This is a genomic window from Pseudoalteromonas sp. 11L1 (genome assembly GCF_055397545.1).
In genome coordinates, this window is the sequence record NZ_AP041141.1 from 1,121,608 (window position 1) to 1,138,001 (window position 16,394).

The 16,394-nt window shown below is 40.1% G+C and carries 18 protein-coding genes; 6 read left to right on the plus strand and 12 right to left on the minus strand.

Going from position 1 to position 16,394, the window contains the following annotated elements; all coding sequences use genetic code 11:
• Window positions 1-5 precede the first annotated feature (5 nt).
• The 10 genes from ACZ5WS_RS05215 to ACZ5WS_RS05260 all read right to left on the minus strand — a co-directional run bounded on the left by ACZ5WS_RS05215 (window position 6) and on the right by ACZ5WS_RS05260 (window position 7,907).
• Window positions 6-485 (minus strand): hypothetical protein, encoded by a 480-nt coding sequence (locus ACZ5WS_RS05215; RefSeq protein ID WP_138604954.1) that lies wholly within the window; start codon window positions 483-485, stop codon window positions 6-8.
• 170 nt (window positions 486-655) lie between these two features.
• Window positions 656-1,036 carry a hypothetical protein gene (locus ACZ5WS_RS05220; RefSeq protein WP_464710980.1) on the minus strand — a complete coding sequence of 127 codons (381 nt, stop codon included), beginning with the start codon at window positions 1,034-1,036 and terminating at the stop codon, window positions 656-658.
• 3 nt (window positions 1,037-1,039) lie between these two features.
• Window positions 1,040-2,602: a S41 family peptidase gene (locus tag ACZ5WS_RS05225; RefSeq protein WP_464710982.1), complete on the minus strand. Its 1,563-nt coding sequence runs from the start codon at window positions 2,600-2,602 to the stop codon at window positions 1,040-1,042.
• Window positions 2,603-2,650: 48 nt separating this feature from the next.
• Entirely contained in the window at window positions 2,651-3,490 is an 840-nt protein-coding gene (locus ACZ5WS_RS05230) for an amidohydrolase family protein (protein ID WP_464710984.1), read from the minus strand.
• Window positions 3,487-4,215: an SDR family NAD(P)-dependent oxidoreductase gene (locus tag ACZ5WS_RS05235; protein ID WP_464710986.1), complete on the minus strand. Its 729-nt coding sequence runs from the start codon at window positions 4,213-4,215 to the stop codon at window positions 3,487-3,489. The genes ACZ5WS_RS05230 and ACZ5WS_RS05235 overlap by 4 nt, the downstream gene beginning before the upstream one ends.
• Window positions 4,216-4,236: 21 nt before the next feature.
• The gene (locus tag ACZ5WS_RS05240; protein ID WP_138604950.1) at window positions 4,237-4,725 is read right to left on the minus strand and encodes an FKBP-type peptidyl-prolyl cis-trans isomerase; all 489 of its coding nucleotides are present in this window, start codon (window positions 4,723-4,725) and stop codon (window positions 4,237-4,239) included.
• Between the two features lie 66 nt (window positions 4,726-4,791).
• Window positions 4,792-6,240, minus strand: coding sequence for a transglycosylase SLT domain-containing protein (locus ACZ5WS_RS05245; protein WP_464710988.1), 1,449 nt, complete (start codon window positions 6,238-6,240; stop codon window positions 4,792-4,794).
• A 56-nt stretch (window positions 6,241-6,296) separates the two neighbouring features.
• Window positions 6,297-7,316 (minus strand): MBL fold metallo-hydrolase, encoded by a 1,020-nt coding sequence (locus ACZ5WS_RS05250; RefSeq protein ID WP_464710990.1) that lies wholly within the window; start codon window positions 7,314-7,316, stop codon window positions 6,297-6,299.
• 55 nt (window positions 7,317-7,371) lie between these two features.
• Complete coding sequence (locus ACZ5WS_RS05255) at window positions 7,372-7,677, minus strand: cell division protein ZapA (RefSeq protein ID WP_464710992.1); 306 nt, start codon at window positions 7,675-7,677, stop codon at window positions 7,372-7,374.
• Window positions 7,677-7,907 carry a DUF904 domain-containing protein gene (locus tag ACZ5WS_RS05260; protein ID WP_464710994.1) on the minus strand — a complete coding sequence of 77 codons (231 nt, stop codon included), beginning with the start codon at window positions 7,905-7,907 and terminating at the stop codon, window positions 7,677-7,679. Before ACZ5WS_RS05260 ends, ACZ5WS_RS05255 begins: the two co-directional genes overlap by 1 nt.
• A gap of 238 nt (window positions 7,908-8,145) precedes the next feature.
• Between ACZ5WS_RS05260 and ACZ5WS_RS05265 the strand changes: the two genes are divergently transcribed.
• Entirely contained in the window at window positions 8,146-8,985 is an 840-nt protein-coding gene (locus tag ACZ5WS_RS05265; protein ID WP_178956664.1) for a 23S rRNA (adenine(2030)-N(6))-methyltransferase RlmJ, read from the plus strand.
• 334 nt (window positions 8,986-9,319) lie between these two features.
• On the opposite strand, the gene ACZ5WS_RS05270 is transcribed toward ACZ5WS_RS05265, so the two are convergent.
• Both ACZ5WS_RS05270 and ACZ5WS_RS05275 read right to left on the minus strand, forming a co-directional pair.
• Complete coding sequence (locus tag ACZ5WS_RS05270; RefSeq protein ID WP_464710997.1) at window positions 9,320-10,126, minus strand: META domain-containing protein; 807 nt, start codon at window positions 10,124-10,126, stop codon at window positions 9,320-9,322.
• Window positions 10,127-10,261: 135 nt separating this feature from the next.
• The gene (locus tag ACZ5WS_RS05275; RefSeq protein ID WP_464710999.1) at window positions 10,262-10,828 is read right to left on the minus strand and encodes a PhnA domain-containing protein; all 567 of its coding nucleotides are present in this window, start codon (window positions 10,826-10,828) and stop codon (window positions 10,262-10,264) included.
• Between the two features lie 265 nt (window positions 10,829-11,093).
• Between ACZ5WS_RS05275 and ACZ5WS_RS05280 the strand changes: the two genes are divergently transcribed.
• The 5 genes from ACZ5WS_RS05280 to ACZ5WS_RS05300 all read left to right on the plus strand — a co-directional run bounded on the left by ACZ5WS_RS05280 (window position 11,094) and on the right by ACZ5WS_RS05300 (window position 16,391).
• Entirely contained in the window at window positions 11,094-12,368 is a 1,275-nt protein-coding gene (locus ACZ5WS_RS05280; RefSeq protein WP_178956661.1) for an EAL and HDOD domain-containing protein, read from the plus strand.
• 53 nt (window positions 12,369-12,421) lie between these two features.
• Window positions 12,422-13,030, plus strand: a complete 609-nt coding sequence (locus tag ACZ5WS_RS05285; RefSeq protein WP_464711001.1) for a paraquat-inducible protein A — start codon at window positions 12,422-12,424, stop codon at window positions 13,028-13,030.
• A 63-nt stretch (window positions 13,031-13,093) separates the two neighbouring features.
• Window positions 13,094-13,468 (plus strand): hypothetical protein, encoded by a 375-nt coding sequence (locus ACZ5WS_RS05290; RefSeq protein WP_464711003.1) that lies wholly within the window; start codon window positions 13,094-13,096, stop codon window positions 13,466-13,468.
• A gap of 108 nt (window positions 13,469-13,576) precedes the next feature.
• Window positions 13,577-14,902 carry a TolC family protein gene (locus tag ACZ5WS_RS05295; protein ID WP_464711004.1) on the plus strand — a complete coding sequence of 442 codons (1,326 nt, stop codon included), beginning with the start codon at window positions 13,577-13,579 and terminating at the stop codon, window positions 14,900-14,902.
• Window positions 14,892-16,391: an efflux RND transporter periplasmic adaptor subunit gene (locus ACZ5WS_RS05300; RefSeq protein WP_464711006.1), complete on the plus strand. Its 1,500-nt coding sequence runs from the start codon at window positions 14,892-14,894 to the stop codon at window positions 16,389-16,391. Before ACZ5WS_RS05295 ends, ACZ5WS_RS05300 begins: the two co-directional genes overlap by 11 nt.
• Window positions 16,392-16,394 lie beyond the last annotated feature (3 nt).

A 16,394-nucleotide genomic window follows, 5' to 3' on the forward strand; every position in this document is an offset into this window, starting at 1 on the left:
CTGTACTAGTGTGGCTCCATATCTTCAATTATAACGCGTGGGTCTTGCGAAAAATAACGCATAAGAGAGTTAACGTCAGTGCTCTTTTTTGCAATTAATCGAAAATTAATTTCATAATTTGTACGTTGATCCAACTGCCCTGATACTACTTTTTTTGGATTCTCAGCCAATAGTTTGTTCAACTCCTGAGATAAGGCTTGATGCGGTAAAATACTAGAAATTGTAATAATTAATGACTTCCCTTCATTGGCAACAAGGCTATTTAGTTGGTAACTAAAGTTATCTTTAGCATCTGAAAAATAGCTGCCATTTTCAGAAAAAGTCCACTCCGATTCGTTTGCTAACTCATAATATAAGTTCAGGCTTCCACCTGTAGTGAGTTCTTTATAGTTGATTTTAATATCTTCAGCGCTAGAGCCTGATTTAGAAATAAACTCCCAAGAGTCATTTTCGTTTGGGATAACGCGAAAGCTAAGATCGTTCATGATAAAAGTCCTGTTTTAAATTTAAAATTTCTTATTTACTCCATGAGCATTTTAACTATAGATGTAATTAAGTATTCCACCAAAAAATAACAATAATTATTTTTGTTCAGAAAAAGTAAAAAAGCTTAACAGGCTTGAGAAACCACGTTCGGCCAGCGCTCTATAATATATTAGTATATCGCCTTGCAACTAACACCAGGTAGTGGCTCAGTAGCTTTACTATCTAAATGTCGGATAAAACATTGCTTACCTTTAATCATTAGTTCAAACTGATCCGGCATATTGAGCTGCTTGCCCATAATCGGATTTCCCTGAGGATCTTTATGATTAAGTCGCTCAAGCGTAACTGTGCTTGAGGTGACAAAAACATCGTCGGCTAATTGAACCTGCGAGCTATGCAGCAGTTGCGTAATCGCATCGGCTACTTTAGCGCTATTGGGCTCAATTAGTAACGCATGTTGCAACTTAGGTGTGGGCTCTGAGCTTTGTGCTAAGCACCCCGTTAACCCTAATGTCGCTGCAGTCATGCTTATTACTAGTAATTTGTTCATTGCTTATCTCATGTTATCACTAAGAATAATATTTTGTTTTAGCATGGTTTGAATTCGCATATCTTTTACTTCTGGGATATCGGTGGTGATTATGGGCGCAAAACCAAGAACACTATTTGTTGAGCTTGGGGCAGGGCAACTGCCGCTTTCTCTATAGCTCAGCGCTGTACTTAATAAGTCTTCACTAGCATCACCTAAGCGCTTAGTAAAGTCATCGGCAACAGCACAACCAGCAATACGAACCGGTTGGCGTGCGTCATCAATGGTATTTTGCGGTGCGAAGCCATCTGAATATTCACCAAAACCTTTGTTATTTTCGCCAGTAAATTGAATAGTAAAATAAGTGGTGTCGCAGTTGTCGGTAGGGTAAAAACCATACGGTTTACCGCAGGTGCCTGCGCCTATCTGAATAATTTCAACATCTGCTCCGCGCAGCCCGTTAATGATAGCCTCACTAGCCGAGCAGGTACTGCTGGTAGTAAGTACAAATACCCGTTCTAAGTTTAAGGTGGGTAACGGCGTGCCCGCTACAATTGCAGGATTATTTTCAAAGCCGACAAAACGATTTTTAAAAGGCATCGGCGTCAGTGCTTGGCCTGTGACGGGGTTGGTATTAGGGTATTTATCATTAAATATGGTCCGTTCAAATATTTTACCTTGCGTGTTACTGCCCCCCACCATGTAGCCTACTTGGCTAGCCATTTGTAATAACCCTCCCCCGTTATAGCGCACGTCAATGACTAAATCTTTAATGCTACTGGCAGCGAGTTGGTTAAAGGCGTTATAAAGCTGTGTTTCGGCTATGGCGTTGTGGCTATTAAATTGAAAATAACCCACATCACCATCGGCTAAATCGGTACGCACATTCATTACTGGTTGCGATTCGATGTTTTGAGACGTGAGTGTCACTGTGCGATTTTCATTAGTACTGATATCCCTAAATACAAACTCGGTAACTTTACCCGTTTGATCGGGGAATAAACCTGCATTAATAATATCTACCTCACTCGATGAGGTGGTGTTAATAAAATCAACGCCATCAACTTCTAAAAGCTCAAAACCACGAATAATATTTTGATTACTAGCTGGGGTATTTGGTTCGGTGTAGCTAACAACTGCTTGGCGTGGCGCGCTACCGGCAATTATTTTTACATTAAAGCCATAACCAAAGCTTAGACCGGATTGATTTTGTCTTTGCCACTCATCGGTCGGCAAACTAAAGTGAAAATTATCTTTTTTCGCACCTGACTCAGTCAGTTGCTCCGTTTTTAAAGTATTAAAGTAACCAATAACGCCTGATGTTAATGCGGGGTTGGTATCAATAATTTCGTCATACCATAGGTAGGTTTCGTTACTCCAAGAGCGTAGCCAGTTTTTTTCATTAATTGCTTGGCATTGACCTTTAAATTGCCCTGAATTGGCAAATACACCTGGAGTCCAGCCGCTATTATTAGTTGTTGGGTTGGTCGCATTGTCGCTACCTCCACCGCCACAACCTGTTAATACAGCCGCTAGCGAGCAAGAGAGTAATGTGTATTTAAGAGAAGATGGATTAAAAATGGCCATACGCATGCTCGTTTTTTAAACTGTTGAGCTAAATATAGCGGTTTTCATTTAGAGTTGATAGAGGCTTGCAGCATTTTTGTAACTCAAATATTGCCATGTAAGATCGTCGCTACACAGGCTGCGATAATGTTGCCATAACTCGTTGTAGTTAATATTAATTTGGCATACGGGGAAGTTGCTAGCAAACATCACTCTTTGCATACCAAAATGCTTTAAAATATGTTTAAAACATTGGTTTTGCTGCTCGCTATTAAGCATTAGTAATTCAAAACCTGAAAACTTAATCGCAACATTAGGCTGTTTTGCAAGTAGCTCAATTGCAGTTGCCCAGTTAGCAAGGTTGTGTGCAAGCCCTGCGTGATTAATGATTATTTGTAAGTCACTAACTTGGTTGGCATAAGAAATGAGCCGCTCGGTGATGTTGAGGTTTTCTACTTCAAATTGGGCTTCAAAATGCAGCTTTAAATGGCTCAAGTGCCGCAGGTTATCGAGACAATGAGGGCTCAATAAGCGCTCGGCATCATGACCTTCAGTGATATCTCTAATGCCTACAAGAGAGTGATGTTCTAGCTGCTGAAGTGCTAGTTTAAATGCGTTATTTGGCTGGTTAATTGTTGCAAAGCTAATTGCTTTATAAGGTATAGTTTTAATATATCTGGCTAACCAGTTTAATTCTTTAACAGGCTGGTTATTATCAAAGCCTGCCTCTATGTGCACTAAACCTGCGAGTTCAAAGTTAGTACTTTTGATCAGTTCAGCAGCGCTGATGGGCTGCTTTATTTTATCTAAGTTAGACCAAGCTGGTGGGTTCGCACCTTGTAGCCAAGTGTATTGACCCTCCAGCAAATTAAAAAAGTGCAGATGCGGGTCAATAATTTTAGTGCTCATTGTGCTGTGTAGCCGCCATCAATACGTTGTAAGCTACCAGTAATAAAGCTGGCATCTGCACTTACTAAAAAGCTTACCAGTGCAGCAACTTCATCGGCTTGACCTAAACGGTTGAGTGGTTGTAATGCGGCTTCTTCTGCAACAATATCGGCTTTGTTAGCACCACTTCTTTTACAATATGTATCAATTGCATTATGAAATAACGGCGTTTCTATAGTGCCAGGGCACACTGCATTAGCGCGAATATTAAAACTTGCGTAATCTAAGGCGGTGGTTTTAGCCATTGAAGCCAATGCATGTTTAGTTAAGTTATAAGCAAATGAGTTTTGTTTGCCAATAATGGCTTGGTCTGAGGCAATTAATACAATAGCGCCATCTTGTTGTGCTTTCATAGCTGGTAATACGCTTTGTATAGCCGCGTACGCACCTTTAACATTCAGTGCCATTAACGCATCAAATGTCGCTTCATCGGTTTGCTCAATTGTGGCACTTAGGTGCTTGCCAGCATTTGAAACAAGTACATCAATGCGTTGTGTTTTTTCAATAATAGCTTGTATGCACTGGCGTACGGCGGTTACATTACTAACATCACATTGATGAAAAACACCACTCTCACTGGGCTCAATATCTAAGTTATGAACCTGATAGCCGTTAGTTAATAATCGCTGTACCACAGCAAAGCCAATGCCTTTAGAGCCACCGGTTACTATTGCAACTTTTGACATACTTGTTCCTTTAATTAGCAATTAATGTGCGTGGCCGCAACCACCTTCAGCATGAACATGGCCATGAGAGATTTCTTCGCTTGTTGCTTCACGAACGGATACAATCTCAACATCAAAGGTCAGTGTTTTACCAGCAAATGGGTGGTTTAAATCACAATCAGCATTAAAGCGGCCTACTTTTACGATAGTCACTTGATGGCGACCCTGATTTGATTGCACCATTGCAGTCATACCTGGCTTCCACACTTTTACATCGCCTTGTAAATGCTTAAGCGGAATGCGCTGAATTAAATCATCAACACGCTCGCCGTATGATTCACTTGGAGATAACGTTACGCTAAATTTATCACCAGCAGTTTTACCTTCAAGTGCGGTTTCTAAACCGGGTAGCATGCCTTCGCTGCCGTGAATGTAACTTAATGGCGCGTCGTTAAGGCTACTTTCTATTTGCTCACCGGCTTCGCTAAGGGTGTAATGAAATTCAACGGCCGAATTTTTACTGATTTGCATGCATGTCTCTTTAAGATTTAAATAAATTAAAAAGCAATTTTACGCGAAATACTGCGCTTTAGAAACTTAACGGGGATGATTTAATGTATTTTGTAAGTCGAGTAACAGATCTTTTTTAGCCGGTGTGGTTTTAGGTGTCGCAGCTTGGGGTATAAATAAAACTAACTGAGTCCCAGGCTTTAATACGCTAGATGCTGATAACTTATTCCAACGTGCTAAATCGCTATGAGCAACGCCATACAACTGACTTATATTCCACAGGTTATCACCGGGCTTAACGTGGTAATCTACCTCGATGGTTGGAATGACGGTCTCTTTTTGTTCCAAGTAAGGGCTTATTTTATAGTTAATAGTGAGCGATTCAGGTAACGTTTGAGGCTCTCCTAAAATAAGTTTTTCGCCAACACCAATAAAGTTATTTTGCTTATTATTGAGCTGTTTTAGTGTCTTTAAAGGCAAGCCAAAATGCCTAGCAATACCGTATAGTGTGTCATTTTTTTTGACTATGTATTCGCCTGCAAAATTGGCTTTAAAAAAACGGTTTTTTAGTAAAGCTTGTTGCTCAATAGGAAGCAACAAAGTATGCGGGCCATGGGGGGAACTTTGGTTTTTTAAATAACCTCGATTGAGGGCATGTAGTTGCTTTACACCCATGCCAGAGAGCTTGGCCATAATTGAAAAGTCGAACTGTTTTGCCACATTTAACGAGGTGGTCAGTGCTTTGTAAGGAAGCTTTGGCCGTTTAAACTTTGCTTTAGGGTGCTTTACTAAATAGCTTAGTGCTAACAGTTTTGGTACATAGTCAGCGGTTTCTTTTGGTAGGGTTAATGCCCAAAAATCAGGTGATTTACCTCTTTTTTTATTGCGCTTTATAGCGCGTTTAACTCGGCCTTCACCGGTGTTATAGGCCGCAAGTGCATGCAACCAATTACCATCAAAACGTTTATGTAAATAGCTTAAGTAATCTAGTGCTGCATCGGTTGAGGCCAATACATCTTGGCGTCCGTCGTACCATTGATCTGATTTAACCCCAAAATGATGTGCAGTTGCTGCAACCAGTTGCCATACACCCACAGCGTGCTCACTTGAGCGGGCGGTAGGTCTAAAGCCACTTTCTACAAATGGCAGTAATGCCAGTTCCATGGGGAGCTGCTTTTGCTCTACTTTTTTTACTATATGGTATAAAAAAGGCTCTGCACGGCGAGACACTATTTTTAAATAATTCGGTTGTTTTAAATACCAGTTAATGCGTTTCTTTAACGCCTGATTTTGCTCAACCGGTAAATGTAAGTTATCAGCAATATGTGCCCATAAGTCAGTTGGTTGAGTTACTTTTAGGGCTTTAGGCATTGTTTTTTTATTAATGATTTTTTTGGTGTTTGTAGAGGTCGGCGTGTTTGATTGTGCGGTTTTTTGCTCTACAGGTGCAGGGACTACAGGCGCAATGATCTCTGGCTGTGTGGTTTTACAGCTACATAGCAATACAATGGCAAAGCATAAGATCAGGTGACGCATTTTGTTCCTTTTTAAAAAATATATTTCCATATTTTAACACAATCCATTGTGTTCAGTTATTGACTGTTTTTAGCGCGAAGTAATCCCGATTGCAAAAATAAGTTACTTGATTTTATATCAAGTGGTTCTTGTTGGTAAGGTTTTAGTGCTTCACTTGGGAAGTTTTTTTGTAATTGCTCAATACTGGCTTCAGGGTTGTTTTTAACATGCTCCGTAATTGCTTCTAAAAACGTGAGTGACTGTTTTAATTTAACTTTATCGACTAAATTGCCATGGCCAGGAATAAAAAGTGACAGTGTATTATTATTTATATATTTTTTTAATAAACTTTGCCATTGCTTAAGCTTGCCGTGCCCTGGGTAGGGGAGCCAGTCAATGATATCACCACCTATTAAGGTTTTACCCTTGTCAGCAAGTAATGTTAAATCGCCATTAGTATGTGCCTGATACGGGTTGATAGTTAATACATAATTTCCTAAATCTAATGTTTTAGGCTCACTAATACTCATTTTTGGTGGTGTTAGTTGATAATTCTGCCAGCGAAATAGGCGTGTTTTAGCGCGAGTGAGCTTTTCTCGCCATTGAGTTTGCTCAGCATCGGGTAAGGTGGCTAATCGCTGATAGCTCAGCTCAATGCTTTTTTCGAACCCCTCTAGCTTATCTGTTAATGCTTGCTGATAACGCGAAAAGTCGTTAGCGACTTGTTGGTGAGAAATCAGTTTTGCGTCTGGGAAGTAATGCTGCATAACCGCCATGCCCAGTAAGTGATCGTCATGAAAATGAGTGGCAACTAAGTAACATAAAGGCGTCTTTAGCTGTTGTTTTAGTTTGGTAACCAGTTGTTCTACTGCTGCAAAGTTACCACTGGCATCTACCAGTAAGGCACACTCACTGCCCTGAATTAACACTTGGTTAGAGTCGTAAAAACGTAATCTATCTGGCTGCTTGATAAATTGAATATTAGCCGATAACGATTGCCACTCAACTGCTGCATTGCTTTTTGCATGTATAAATAGGCAGATTAAAGGCAGTAAGCACTTACCTATTTTTTGAGCTTTAGTTAAAAGTGGTTGCATCTTTTTCTCTAGCTATATTTTGACGGTAAAAACAATAAAAGCGCAAAATGCGCTTTTATTTAGTGTGTTCAGAGTTTGAGCTTAAGTATTGACTCAACTTATCAATCAATTGATCTTGATGCTCAAGCTCAACTGATTTTTGAGTTTTTACTTCAAGCAATTCGTGGCTTAAATTCAAAGCAGCCATAAGTAATGCTTTTTGATCGTTTCTGACTGTTGAACGTTGTTTCATTTGTTCAACTAAATCATTTAGATTTTTGGCGGCCGCTTTTAGTGCCTCTTCTTGCCCAGCCGGACAAGCAAATTGCTGCTCTTTACCAAGCAATTCAACAGTGACTCGCTGGTTTTGCAGCTCAGACATTAGCTTGCCTGTTGTGCGCTTTGTAATTTATCTAATAATGATGACAAGGTGGTGCTTGCATCTTTTTGTTTTTCTTCATTTTCAAGGGCCTCTAACTGTAATAACTCATTTTCATCAAGCAGTTTACCGTTTTGCTCTTTAAGCTCTGTAATATCAGTTTGCAACTGATTATTACGGGTAATTAGTTGGTCGATCAGTTGTTCGAGTTGTTGAAGAGTATTGTTGTTCATAAATGCGCTCATATAACTGTAATTAATGTCATGCAAATGTAAAGCAAAGTGTGTTTATTTGCCAGCATTTACGCTGGTTTTAGGTGATTTTTATTCTATGTTAAGGGATAATTCATGCTATTGGCTTTTTCATTCAGAAATGGTTCACGTAAACACCCGCTTTTGCTGTGACGATTGCCAAAGCAGTGTGCTTTATGGTTCACTAATTTTATTAAACAGCGTATGGCGAAAATAAATAATGCTTAGTTACAGACACTCCTTTCATGCGGGTAACCCTGCCGATGTACTTAAACATTTAGTGTTAGCGCAAGTGCTGGGTTATCAAACAATAAAAGATAAGCCGCTTGACTATATCGATACGCATTCGGGTGCTGGTTTTTTTGAGCTGTCAGCACCAGACGCGCAAAAAACCCAAGAGTACCAAGATGGCATAGAAAAACTTTGGCAACATACCAGTCAGCACGGTGCCTTAAATGACTACATTGAGTTAATAAAATCGTTTAATGAAAGTTCGTCTCTGGCGTTTTACCCAGGTTCACCAAAAATCGCCGAACACTTTTTGCGCCGCCAAGATAAGGGCTGGTTTTTTGAGTTGCATCCGCGAGATTTGGTATTACTTGAAGAAAACATGCAAGGTAAGCGCTCTATTCGAGTACGCGGCGAAAATGGGTTTGCGGGCTTAATTGGTTTATTACCGCCAGCTTCGCGCAGAGCCTGTGTGTTAATAGACCCACCTTATGAAATAAAAGACGATTACAATACGGTAGTACAAACCATTGTCAAAGCCCACCAACGCTTTGCGACGGGTACATATATGATCTGGTATCCGGTTGTAGACAGAGAACGTATTGATAATATGGAGCAGGGTTTAATTGACGCGGGAATTAAAAATATTCAATTATTTGAATTAGGTACTGAAGCAGATACCGAAGTACATGGTATGACCGCCTCTGGAATGATAGTGATAAATCCACCATGGAAACTGAAACAAACTATGGATGATGTGTTACCTGAACTAGTAAGCTTGTTGAGTAAGCCAAGTGGTTTTTACCGTAGCGAGCAGTTAGTCGCCGAATAAAAATAAATAAGCTTAGGGTCTGTTGACCTTTGCGGATTAAAATTTGTTCAAACTAGGGGCGGTTTAATCGCGGCGCGAGGTTTGTAACCTAGTGGGCTAAGTAAAAACCGAGCAACAAAGAGTAAATCGCCCCTAGGCAGAACCCTTCGGGCAGCTCCTGTTTGGCATTGATGCTGCGTTATCGCCTATTTATGGGGAATAACCACACCACATAGGCTCTGCCTTGCCTAAATACCAAACAGACTGCTGCAAATTCAACCTTGAAAGATCAACAGCCCCTAGTTTAACTGGGCTTATTTATTTGCTTAGATGTGGGGTATTATTACGTTCTTAATCAAAAGTAAACAGCGTTAAAGGTAGCAAGTTGGTTGCCTGCCTCATTTTGTAATACTAATTTTTCACCATTAATTTGCCATTGCGTTGCTGCCTGAAGCACAGCCGCCATCGCGCTTTCTTGTTCCATATTGTCATGACACATTTTTTGCGTGGTAGCTAACTGCGTAAAAGTCACTGCTTGCTTCGATACTTCATAACCGCCATTAAAGTTATTACATCCTAAAAAGCCGTGTACAGTGTTATCACTATTAAACTGAATAAATGGCTCTTTGGTATTCACTACAACAGGGTTGCCGTCGATTGAAACTGCTTTGAAGTAGGTGTTTACTAAGTCAACGTCTGGCTTTGGCGCTACTTTTGAAACAATAATCTCTAAAGGCTCTGATGAGGCCGTATTATCAAAAGGCGGGTTACTCGTTGTGCTGGTGTATAGCAAGTTTCCTTGATTATTAATGGTTGCACGCACGCTATAGCGGTGAGTTGGGTCAATCTTTTCAAGGTTATACTCAAGCTCTACTTTATAAGGCGGTGCGCCTACTAAATCAATTACCTGCTCAGAGATAACCGTTGCTGCCACATCCATTTTTGACACATCAACCAAGGTAACGGTTAGCTGTGAATTAGGCGCAATTAGGCTGCGATCTAAGTAACTAACTTGCACAGGTAAGGTGGTCATTGTTTGCGCCACAGCACTATTTTGTTGCGCTGCGTCATCGTTACATGCGCTCAGCATAAGTGTGCCACTTGCTAGAAAACACAAGCCTGCAATCGACTTTAACATTGAATTTGGCTTAGATGAGAACATAAGAGTTCCTTGATGGAGTATGGTATGAGGTCGCTAGCATACGGTTGAATTGCTTAATCATTGCTTAACTAGCAAATAGAGCAAATAAAGAAAGTCGAGACATAAAAAAAGGCGCTACGCGCCTTGATTTATTACTTATTTTTTTACGTATTTAGTTAAAATAACAATACGCTGTCCATCAACACGCCCTTCAATATGTTCAGGGTTGCTAGTTAAGCCAATATTGCGCACTGCAGTACCACGTTTTGCTGTTAAGCTACTACCTTTCACATCTAGATCTTTTATTAACGTAACGGTGTCGCCAGCTTGAAGTACCACACCATTGCTATCAATGTGTTTAATATCATCATCTTCAGCAAGCGCTTGCTGCGCCCATGTTAATGTGCCTTCTTCAAGGTAAATCATATCTAGCGCGTCTTGTGCCCATCCGTTATCAGCTGCTAACTGAGTCAGCATGCGATAAGCAACAACTTGTACCGCAGGTGTTTGACTCCACATACTGTCATTTAAGCAATGCCAATGGGTCGGGGTTAAATCGCTATTGCCTTCAATTTGATCTTTACATGTTTGACAGATGTAGATGCATTTATCTGAATGAGCTTCGGTAACAGGAGGAACTTCGTATACAGTTAGGTCGTCTGTTGCTGCGCAGAGTTCACATTGGTTACTGCTACGTTCTATTAAGGCTTGTTCAATGCTCATATAAGGGACTCTTTCTTGTGAGTTTATAAAAAATTAATAATCGCATTATACCTTATAACCATAACCTTTGGGTATGCTTAGAGCAGTTGTAAACTCAAAAACCCTATAAAAAATGAGGATACTAATAATTCTGCTCTAGGGTTATAAATTTAGTCTTATTTGTTTGTTTTTAATCTAATTAAAATTGCAGCAAGTCTTTAAAGTTTCACTATACTGGTTAAATAATAAAAAATAATGATGACATCACTGTTAAGTAGGAAGGTTAATGCCAAATAATCTAGAGGTAAAAAATTCATCTATTTTGGTTACTCAATATATTGCTAGGCAACCAATTTTTGACGGTGATAAAAGTATTTTTGCTTATGAATTGCTCTATCGCGATTCAGTTAATAATGCTTTTCCTGTAGGAACAACTGACGGGCAAGCCACTGGGCGACTTTTTTTTAATGCGTTAATGCTGGTTGGCATAGAAAAGCTAACGCTCAATCAAACTGCGTTTATTAATTTATCGAGCGAGGGGCTTTTAGAGGATTTGCCTAAATTATTACAGCCTGATAATACTGTAATTGAAATTGTTGAGCGTACTGAAAATATAGAGCTTGTTGTTGAGAGAGTGATAGAGTTAAAAAAAGCAGGATATGTATTTGCGTTAGATGACTACGACTCACATGAAAAATGGCAACCATTACTCAGTTTGGTTGATTATATTAAGCTTGAAGTTGAAGAGCCTGTAATAAAAACCAGCATGTTGCTGAAAAAGCTCAAACGCAATTTTCCTAATATTAAAATAGTGGTTGAGCGAATTGAAACCTATGATGAATTTAGGCAGCTTAAAGAGGCTGGATGCGATTATTTTCAAGGGTTCTTTTTTGCACATCCAGAAATGTTAAGTTACAACAGTATCGAACCTCTAAAAATGGCTGTTTTAGACTTACTGCGTTGCACATCCCGCACAGATTTAGACTTTAATGAAATTAATCAACGCATTTCTAAAGATGTCGGTTTGACTGCACGCGTCCTAAAACTAGTGAATGCTCGCTCTGCTAATAAAAATTTAGTGATAACGTCTATTCCTCAGGCGGTTGTGTATTTAGGGGAAGATTCTATTAGAAAGTTTGTACGAGTATTGGCGCTAAGCGAACTTGGCTCAGACAAGCCCAGTGAACTTACTCGTTTAGGCTTATGTCGAGCGCAGTTCATGCAAATAATTTTAGAACCAGGCGGAAAAGTCATTGCAGAACAAGGTTATTTAGTCGGCTTAATGTCGGTGCTTGATGCTATTTTAGATATGGAACTGGAAGCTATTGCTAAAGAGTTTAGTTTAGGGGCTGAGTTATCTGGTGCACTATTAAGTTTTGAAGGGATGATGGGTAATTCTTTACATTTAATAAAAGCGGTAGAGGAAGATAATTGGCAATTGGCTAAAAAGTTGTTAGAAACTATTCGCCCAGCCTCGAATATTGAGACCGTATTTAGCGCCATGTTGGATGCACGCCAGTATGCGGATGAACTATTGGCCACTATTATTGAGCAAGACTAACGTATAACGTTTGGGTATGATTGGCACATATTGATTTTACTTAGTATTACACCATGCGTTTATTTTTACCTATTACCACTATTTTAATTGCCTTAGCTTTATTAATTCCCGGGGTGACTCAGCCCGTACTGAGTATGGAAGGTAAAATTGATAAGTCTAAACTTGCTGAGGCGGGCATCGAAATGTTGGCAGATGAAGGGAATCAAAACACCCGTAATATGCTAATGATGATCTCGAGTATATTGGGGTTAGATAAACTTGAAGGCGAGATCAGCGCTTATCAAAAAACGCGCAGTATTTGGGGCACCGTTAACGAACTGGCCGATAACAAAAACTACTTAGTGGCGATACTAGTGGCGTTTTTTTCAATAGTAATCCCAACAATTAAGCTGCTGCTTCAATTGTTGTATTGTGTGCTGAAGGAGACTTCGTTTAAGCACAATCTTGGTAAGGTGATTATCGGTTTAAGTAAATGGAGTATGGTGGATGTGTTTGTTATTGCATTAATAGTGGCTTACATGGCTGGTAATGCAAACGCGAACTCAGAAGATTTACTTAATATGCATGCTGAGTTTGGTACTGGCTTTTGGTATTTTACCGGCTATTGCTTGTTCGCCATTGCGGCCAGTAGCTTCATAAAACCAGTAGTAAAAACCAGTTAATTATTGAGTTTTAAACACAGTTCCCATAAACTTTAAACGTCTATTTATTTTTAGGTTAATTCATTGCGACGTATTTACTGTATTTTACTCACGCTAACTTTGTTACTCACCTTTGTGGGTCAAGCCGTTGCGTCTGTATCTATGGTATGTGATATGCCGCATACGAACATGGCAACCCATGCATCGATGCAGCATAGTGAGATGGCTATGAGTGACGACGCTGATACAACAACCCTGTCTATGGATTGCTGTAGTGAGCAAAGCATGTTAACCCAAGATTGCAGTTGCCCGATGAGTGCTTGTAGTTCGCATTCAGCCTTGCATGTAAACTCACTATTTATAGCCTCCAAATTACCCTCTGAAAAAGTGCAACATGCTGTAATACAGCATCAAGTTAACTTTGCACGTTCTCTTTACCGTCCTCCTATGCCTGCATAATCGCAGGGTAGGTGTATTTAAAATCTAGTTATTTAGCTTTTTGTCATCTATCTGCTTATAAATTTAATCGTTTTCATTCGTTATTTTTAAATTTAAGTGGAGCAAGTGATGAATCACTTCGCAGTATTAAAATCCTTGTGTATAAGTAGCTTGTTGAGTATTAGTGTCTCTGTACACAGTGCTGAACTAGGTTTAAATGAGGCAATAAACTATGCCTTAAACCATGAGCCTTGGCTTAAAGCCAGTAAGCAAAAACAATCATCAATTGAAGCAAAAAGTATTGCCGCAGGAACCTTACCTGATCCAGTGCTTACATTAGGGTTAATGAACCTACCAACTAATGGTTTTGCTTTTGATCAAGAAAATATGACCCAATTTAAAGTGGGAATTAGCCAATCACTGAGTCGAGGCGATAGCCTAGCACTTCAACAAAAGGCTCTTTCTCAGTCAGCTGCAGCAGAGCCTTGGCTGCGCAAAGATAGACTCGCGCAAGTAAAAACCATAGTTACTGAGTCATGGTTTAATGCTTATAGAGCGCAGCGAAGCATTGCACTAATTGAGCAAGATAAAGCCTTGTTTACTCAGCTCATTGATATTACAGAATCAAGCTATGTAAGCTCGGTGGGTAAAACACGCCAACAAGATATTATTCGAGCGCAATTAGAGTTAACCCTCCTTGAAGATAAATTAATGCAACTGGAGCAACAGCTACAAGGAGCTAAAAAGCGGCTAACACAATGGTTGCCTATCGATATGCTTAGCCTGCCTGTCAGTGATGACTTTTCAGAGCTTACAGCATTAAAAAACTACACCGAGTTAGAGTATCAACAACTGATGGCCATGCTATTAAAGCACCCTGCAATTATGGCAATGGATAATGCAATAGTGGCAAAGCAAACTCAAATAAGTGTGGCTGAGCAAGGCTATAAACCTCAAATTGGCGTTAATATGGGGTACGGTTACCGCGATGATATGCCAATGGGCGGCTCGCGAGCAGACCTTTTCTCTGTGGGTATAAGCATTGATTTGCCGCTGTTTACCGATAACCGCCAAGATCAACTTGTAAATGCTGCCATTGCTGATAGCGAAGAGGCTAAAACACAAAAATTAATTGCCCTTAAAAAGCTACAAGGAATGTATTTTAAGGAAGTTAGCCAGTTAGCAAGGCTTCATCAGCGCGCCGAGCTTTATCAAACCAAGCTGCTACCGCAAATGGCCGAGCAGGCTCAAGCGACCCTGAATGCCTATACCCGCGATGATGGTAACTTCTCAGATGTAATGCAAGCGCGTATTAGTCAATTAAATGCCAAGATAGACGCACTAAATATTCATGTTGATCAAAAGATTATTATTGCAAGGTTAAATTATTATGCCAGTGCTGATGATATCAGCTTAAAAAACACACCACTGCAGGAGTCGACCTATGAATACTAATTTAAAATTATCACTGGTGGCTATATGCAGTGCGGCATTAACTGCGGGGGTTTTATTAAGCTTACCTAGTGAGCACTCTATGCCAACTGACAGTAAAGCCAGTAGCAAAAAAGAGCCGCTTTATTGGGTGGCTCCTATGGATAGTAATTATCGCCGTGACGAACCTGGTTTATCGCCCATGGGCATGGATTTAGTGCCTGTTTACGAAGAGCCAGACAGTGGCGCCAATGAAGGGCCAGGCAGTATTAAAATTTCACCCACTGTGATTAATAATTTAGGTGTGCGTACCGCGCCTGTTGCGTTTGCTGCACTTAAAAATGAAGTTAACACGGTAGGTTATGTGCAATACAACCAAGACCAGCTAATTCATATTCATCCGCGAGTAGAGGGATGGGTCGAAACCTTATACGTTAAAGCCGCGGGCGATCAGGTTAAACAAGATGAGCCACTTTATACCTTATATTCACCACAGCTAGTGAATGCACAAGAAGAATTTGTGTTAGCGTTAAAGCGCAATAATCCGGTGCTAATTCGTGCCGCTAAAGCCCGTTTAAAATCACTCAATGTGTCTGATGGCTTTATTTCACGTCTGCAAAAAGGTCAGCAAGTACTGCAAAACATAACGTTTTATGCCCGCCAAGGTGGTGTTGTTGATGAGCTTAATATTCGTGAAGGATTTTATGTTAAACCTGATACCTCAATGATGAGTATTGCTCAGCTTGATGAAGTATGGGTTGAGGCTGAGGTATTTGAGCGCCAAGCAGAACTTATTCGTGTTGGTTTGCCTGTAACCATGACACTCGATTATTTAAGTGGCCAACGCTGGCAAGGGCAAGTGGATTATATTTACCCTACCTTAGATGCTAAAAATCGTACTTTAAGAGTACGTTTGCGCTTTGATAACCAAGGCCATCAGTTAAAGCCTAATATGTTTGCTCAAGTCAGTATTCATAGTCAAGTAGCTGAAAAACAGTTAATCGTACCTAAAGAAGCTGTTATTCGCACTGGTAGCCAAAACCGTGTTGTAGTTGCACTTGGGGAAGGTCGTTTTAAATCGGTCGAGGTAACTTTAGGGCGAAGTGATGCGGCTAATACCGAAATTTTATCAGGTGTTATGGCAGGCGATGAAGTGGTTACTTCAGCACAGTTTTTAATTGATTCAGAGTCGAGTAAAAACTCTGACTTTAAACGTATGCAAGCAGTTTCGCATAACAGTATGCAAATGAGTGATGCCAACCCAAATACGGCAACTGTGAATGGAGTAATTAATAGTATTGATGCTAATAATCGTATTGTGAATATCAGCCGTGAGGCAATTGAAAAGTGGGGCCGAGGACCTGCAACAATGGACTTTATACTAGCAAAAAATGTAATGACTGAGATGCTCAAGCCTAACGATGAAGTTACTTTTACCTTTAGCATTGAGCAAGGTGAATTTGTGATTCATACAATAACGCCTGTGCATGCTACGCACAGTCAGCATCACTAGGAG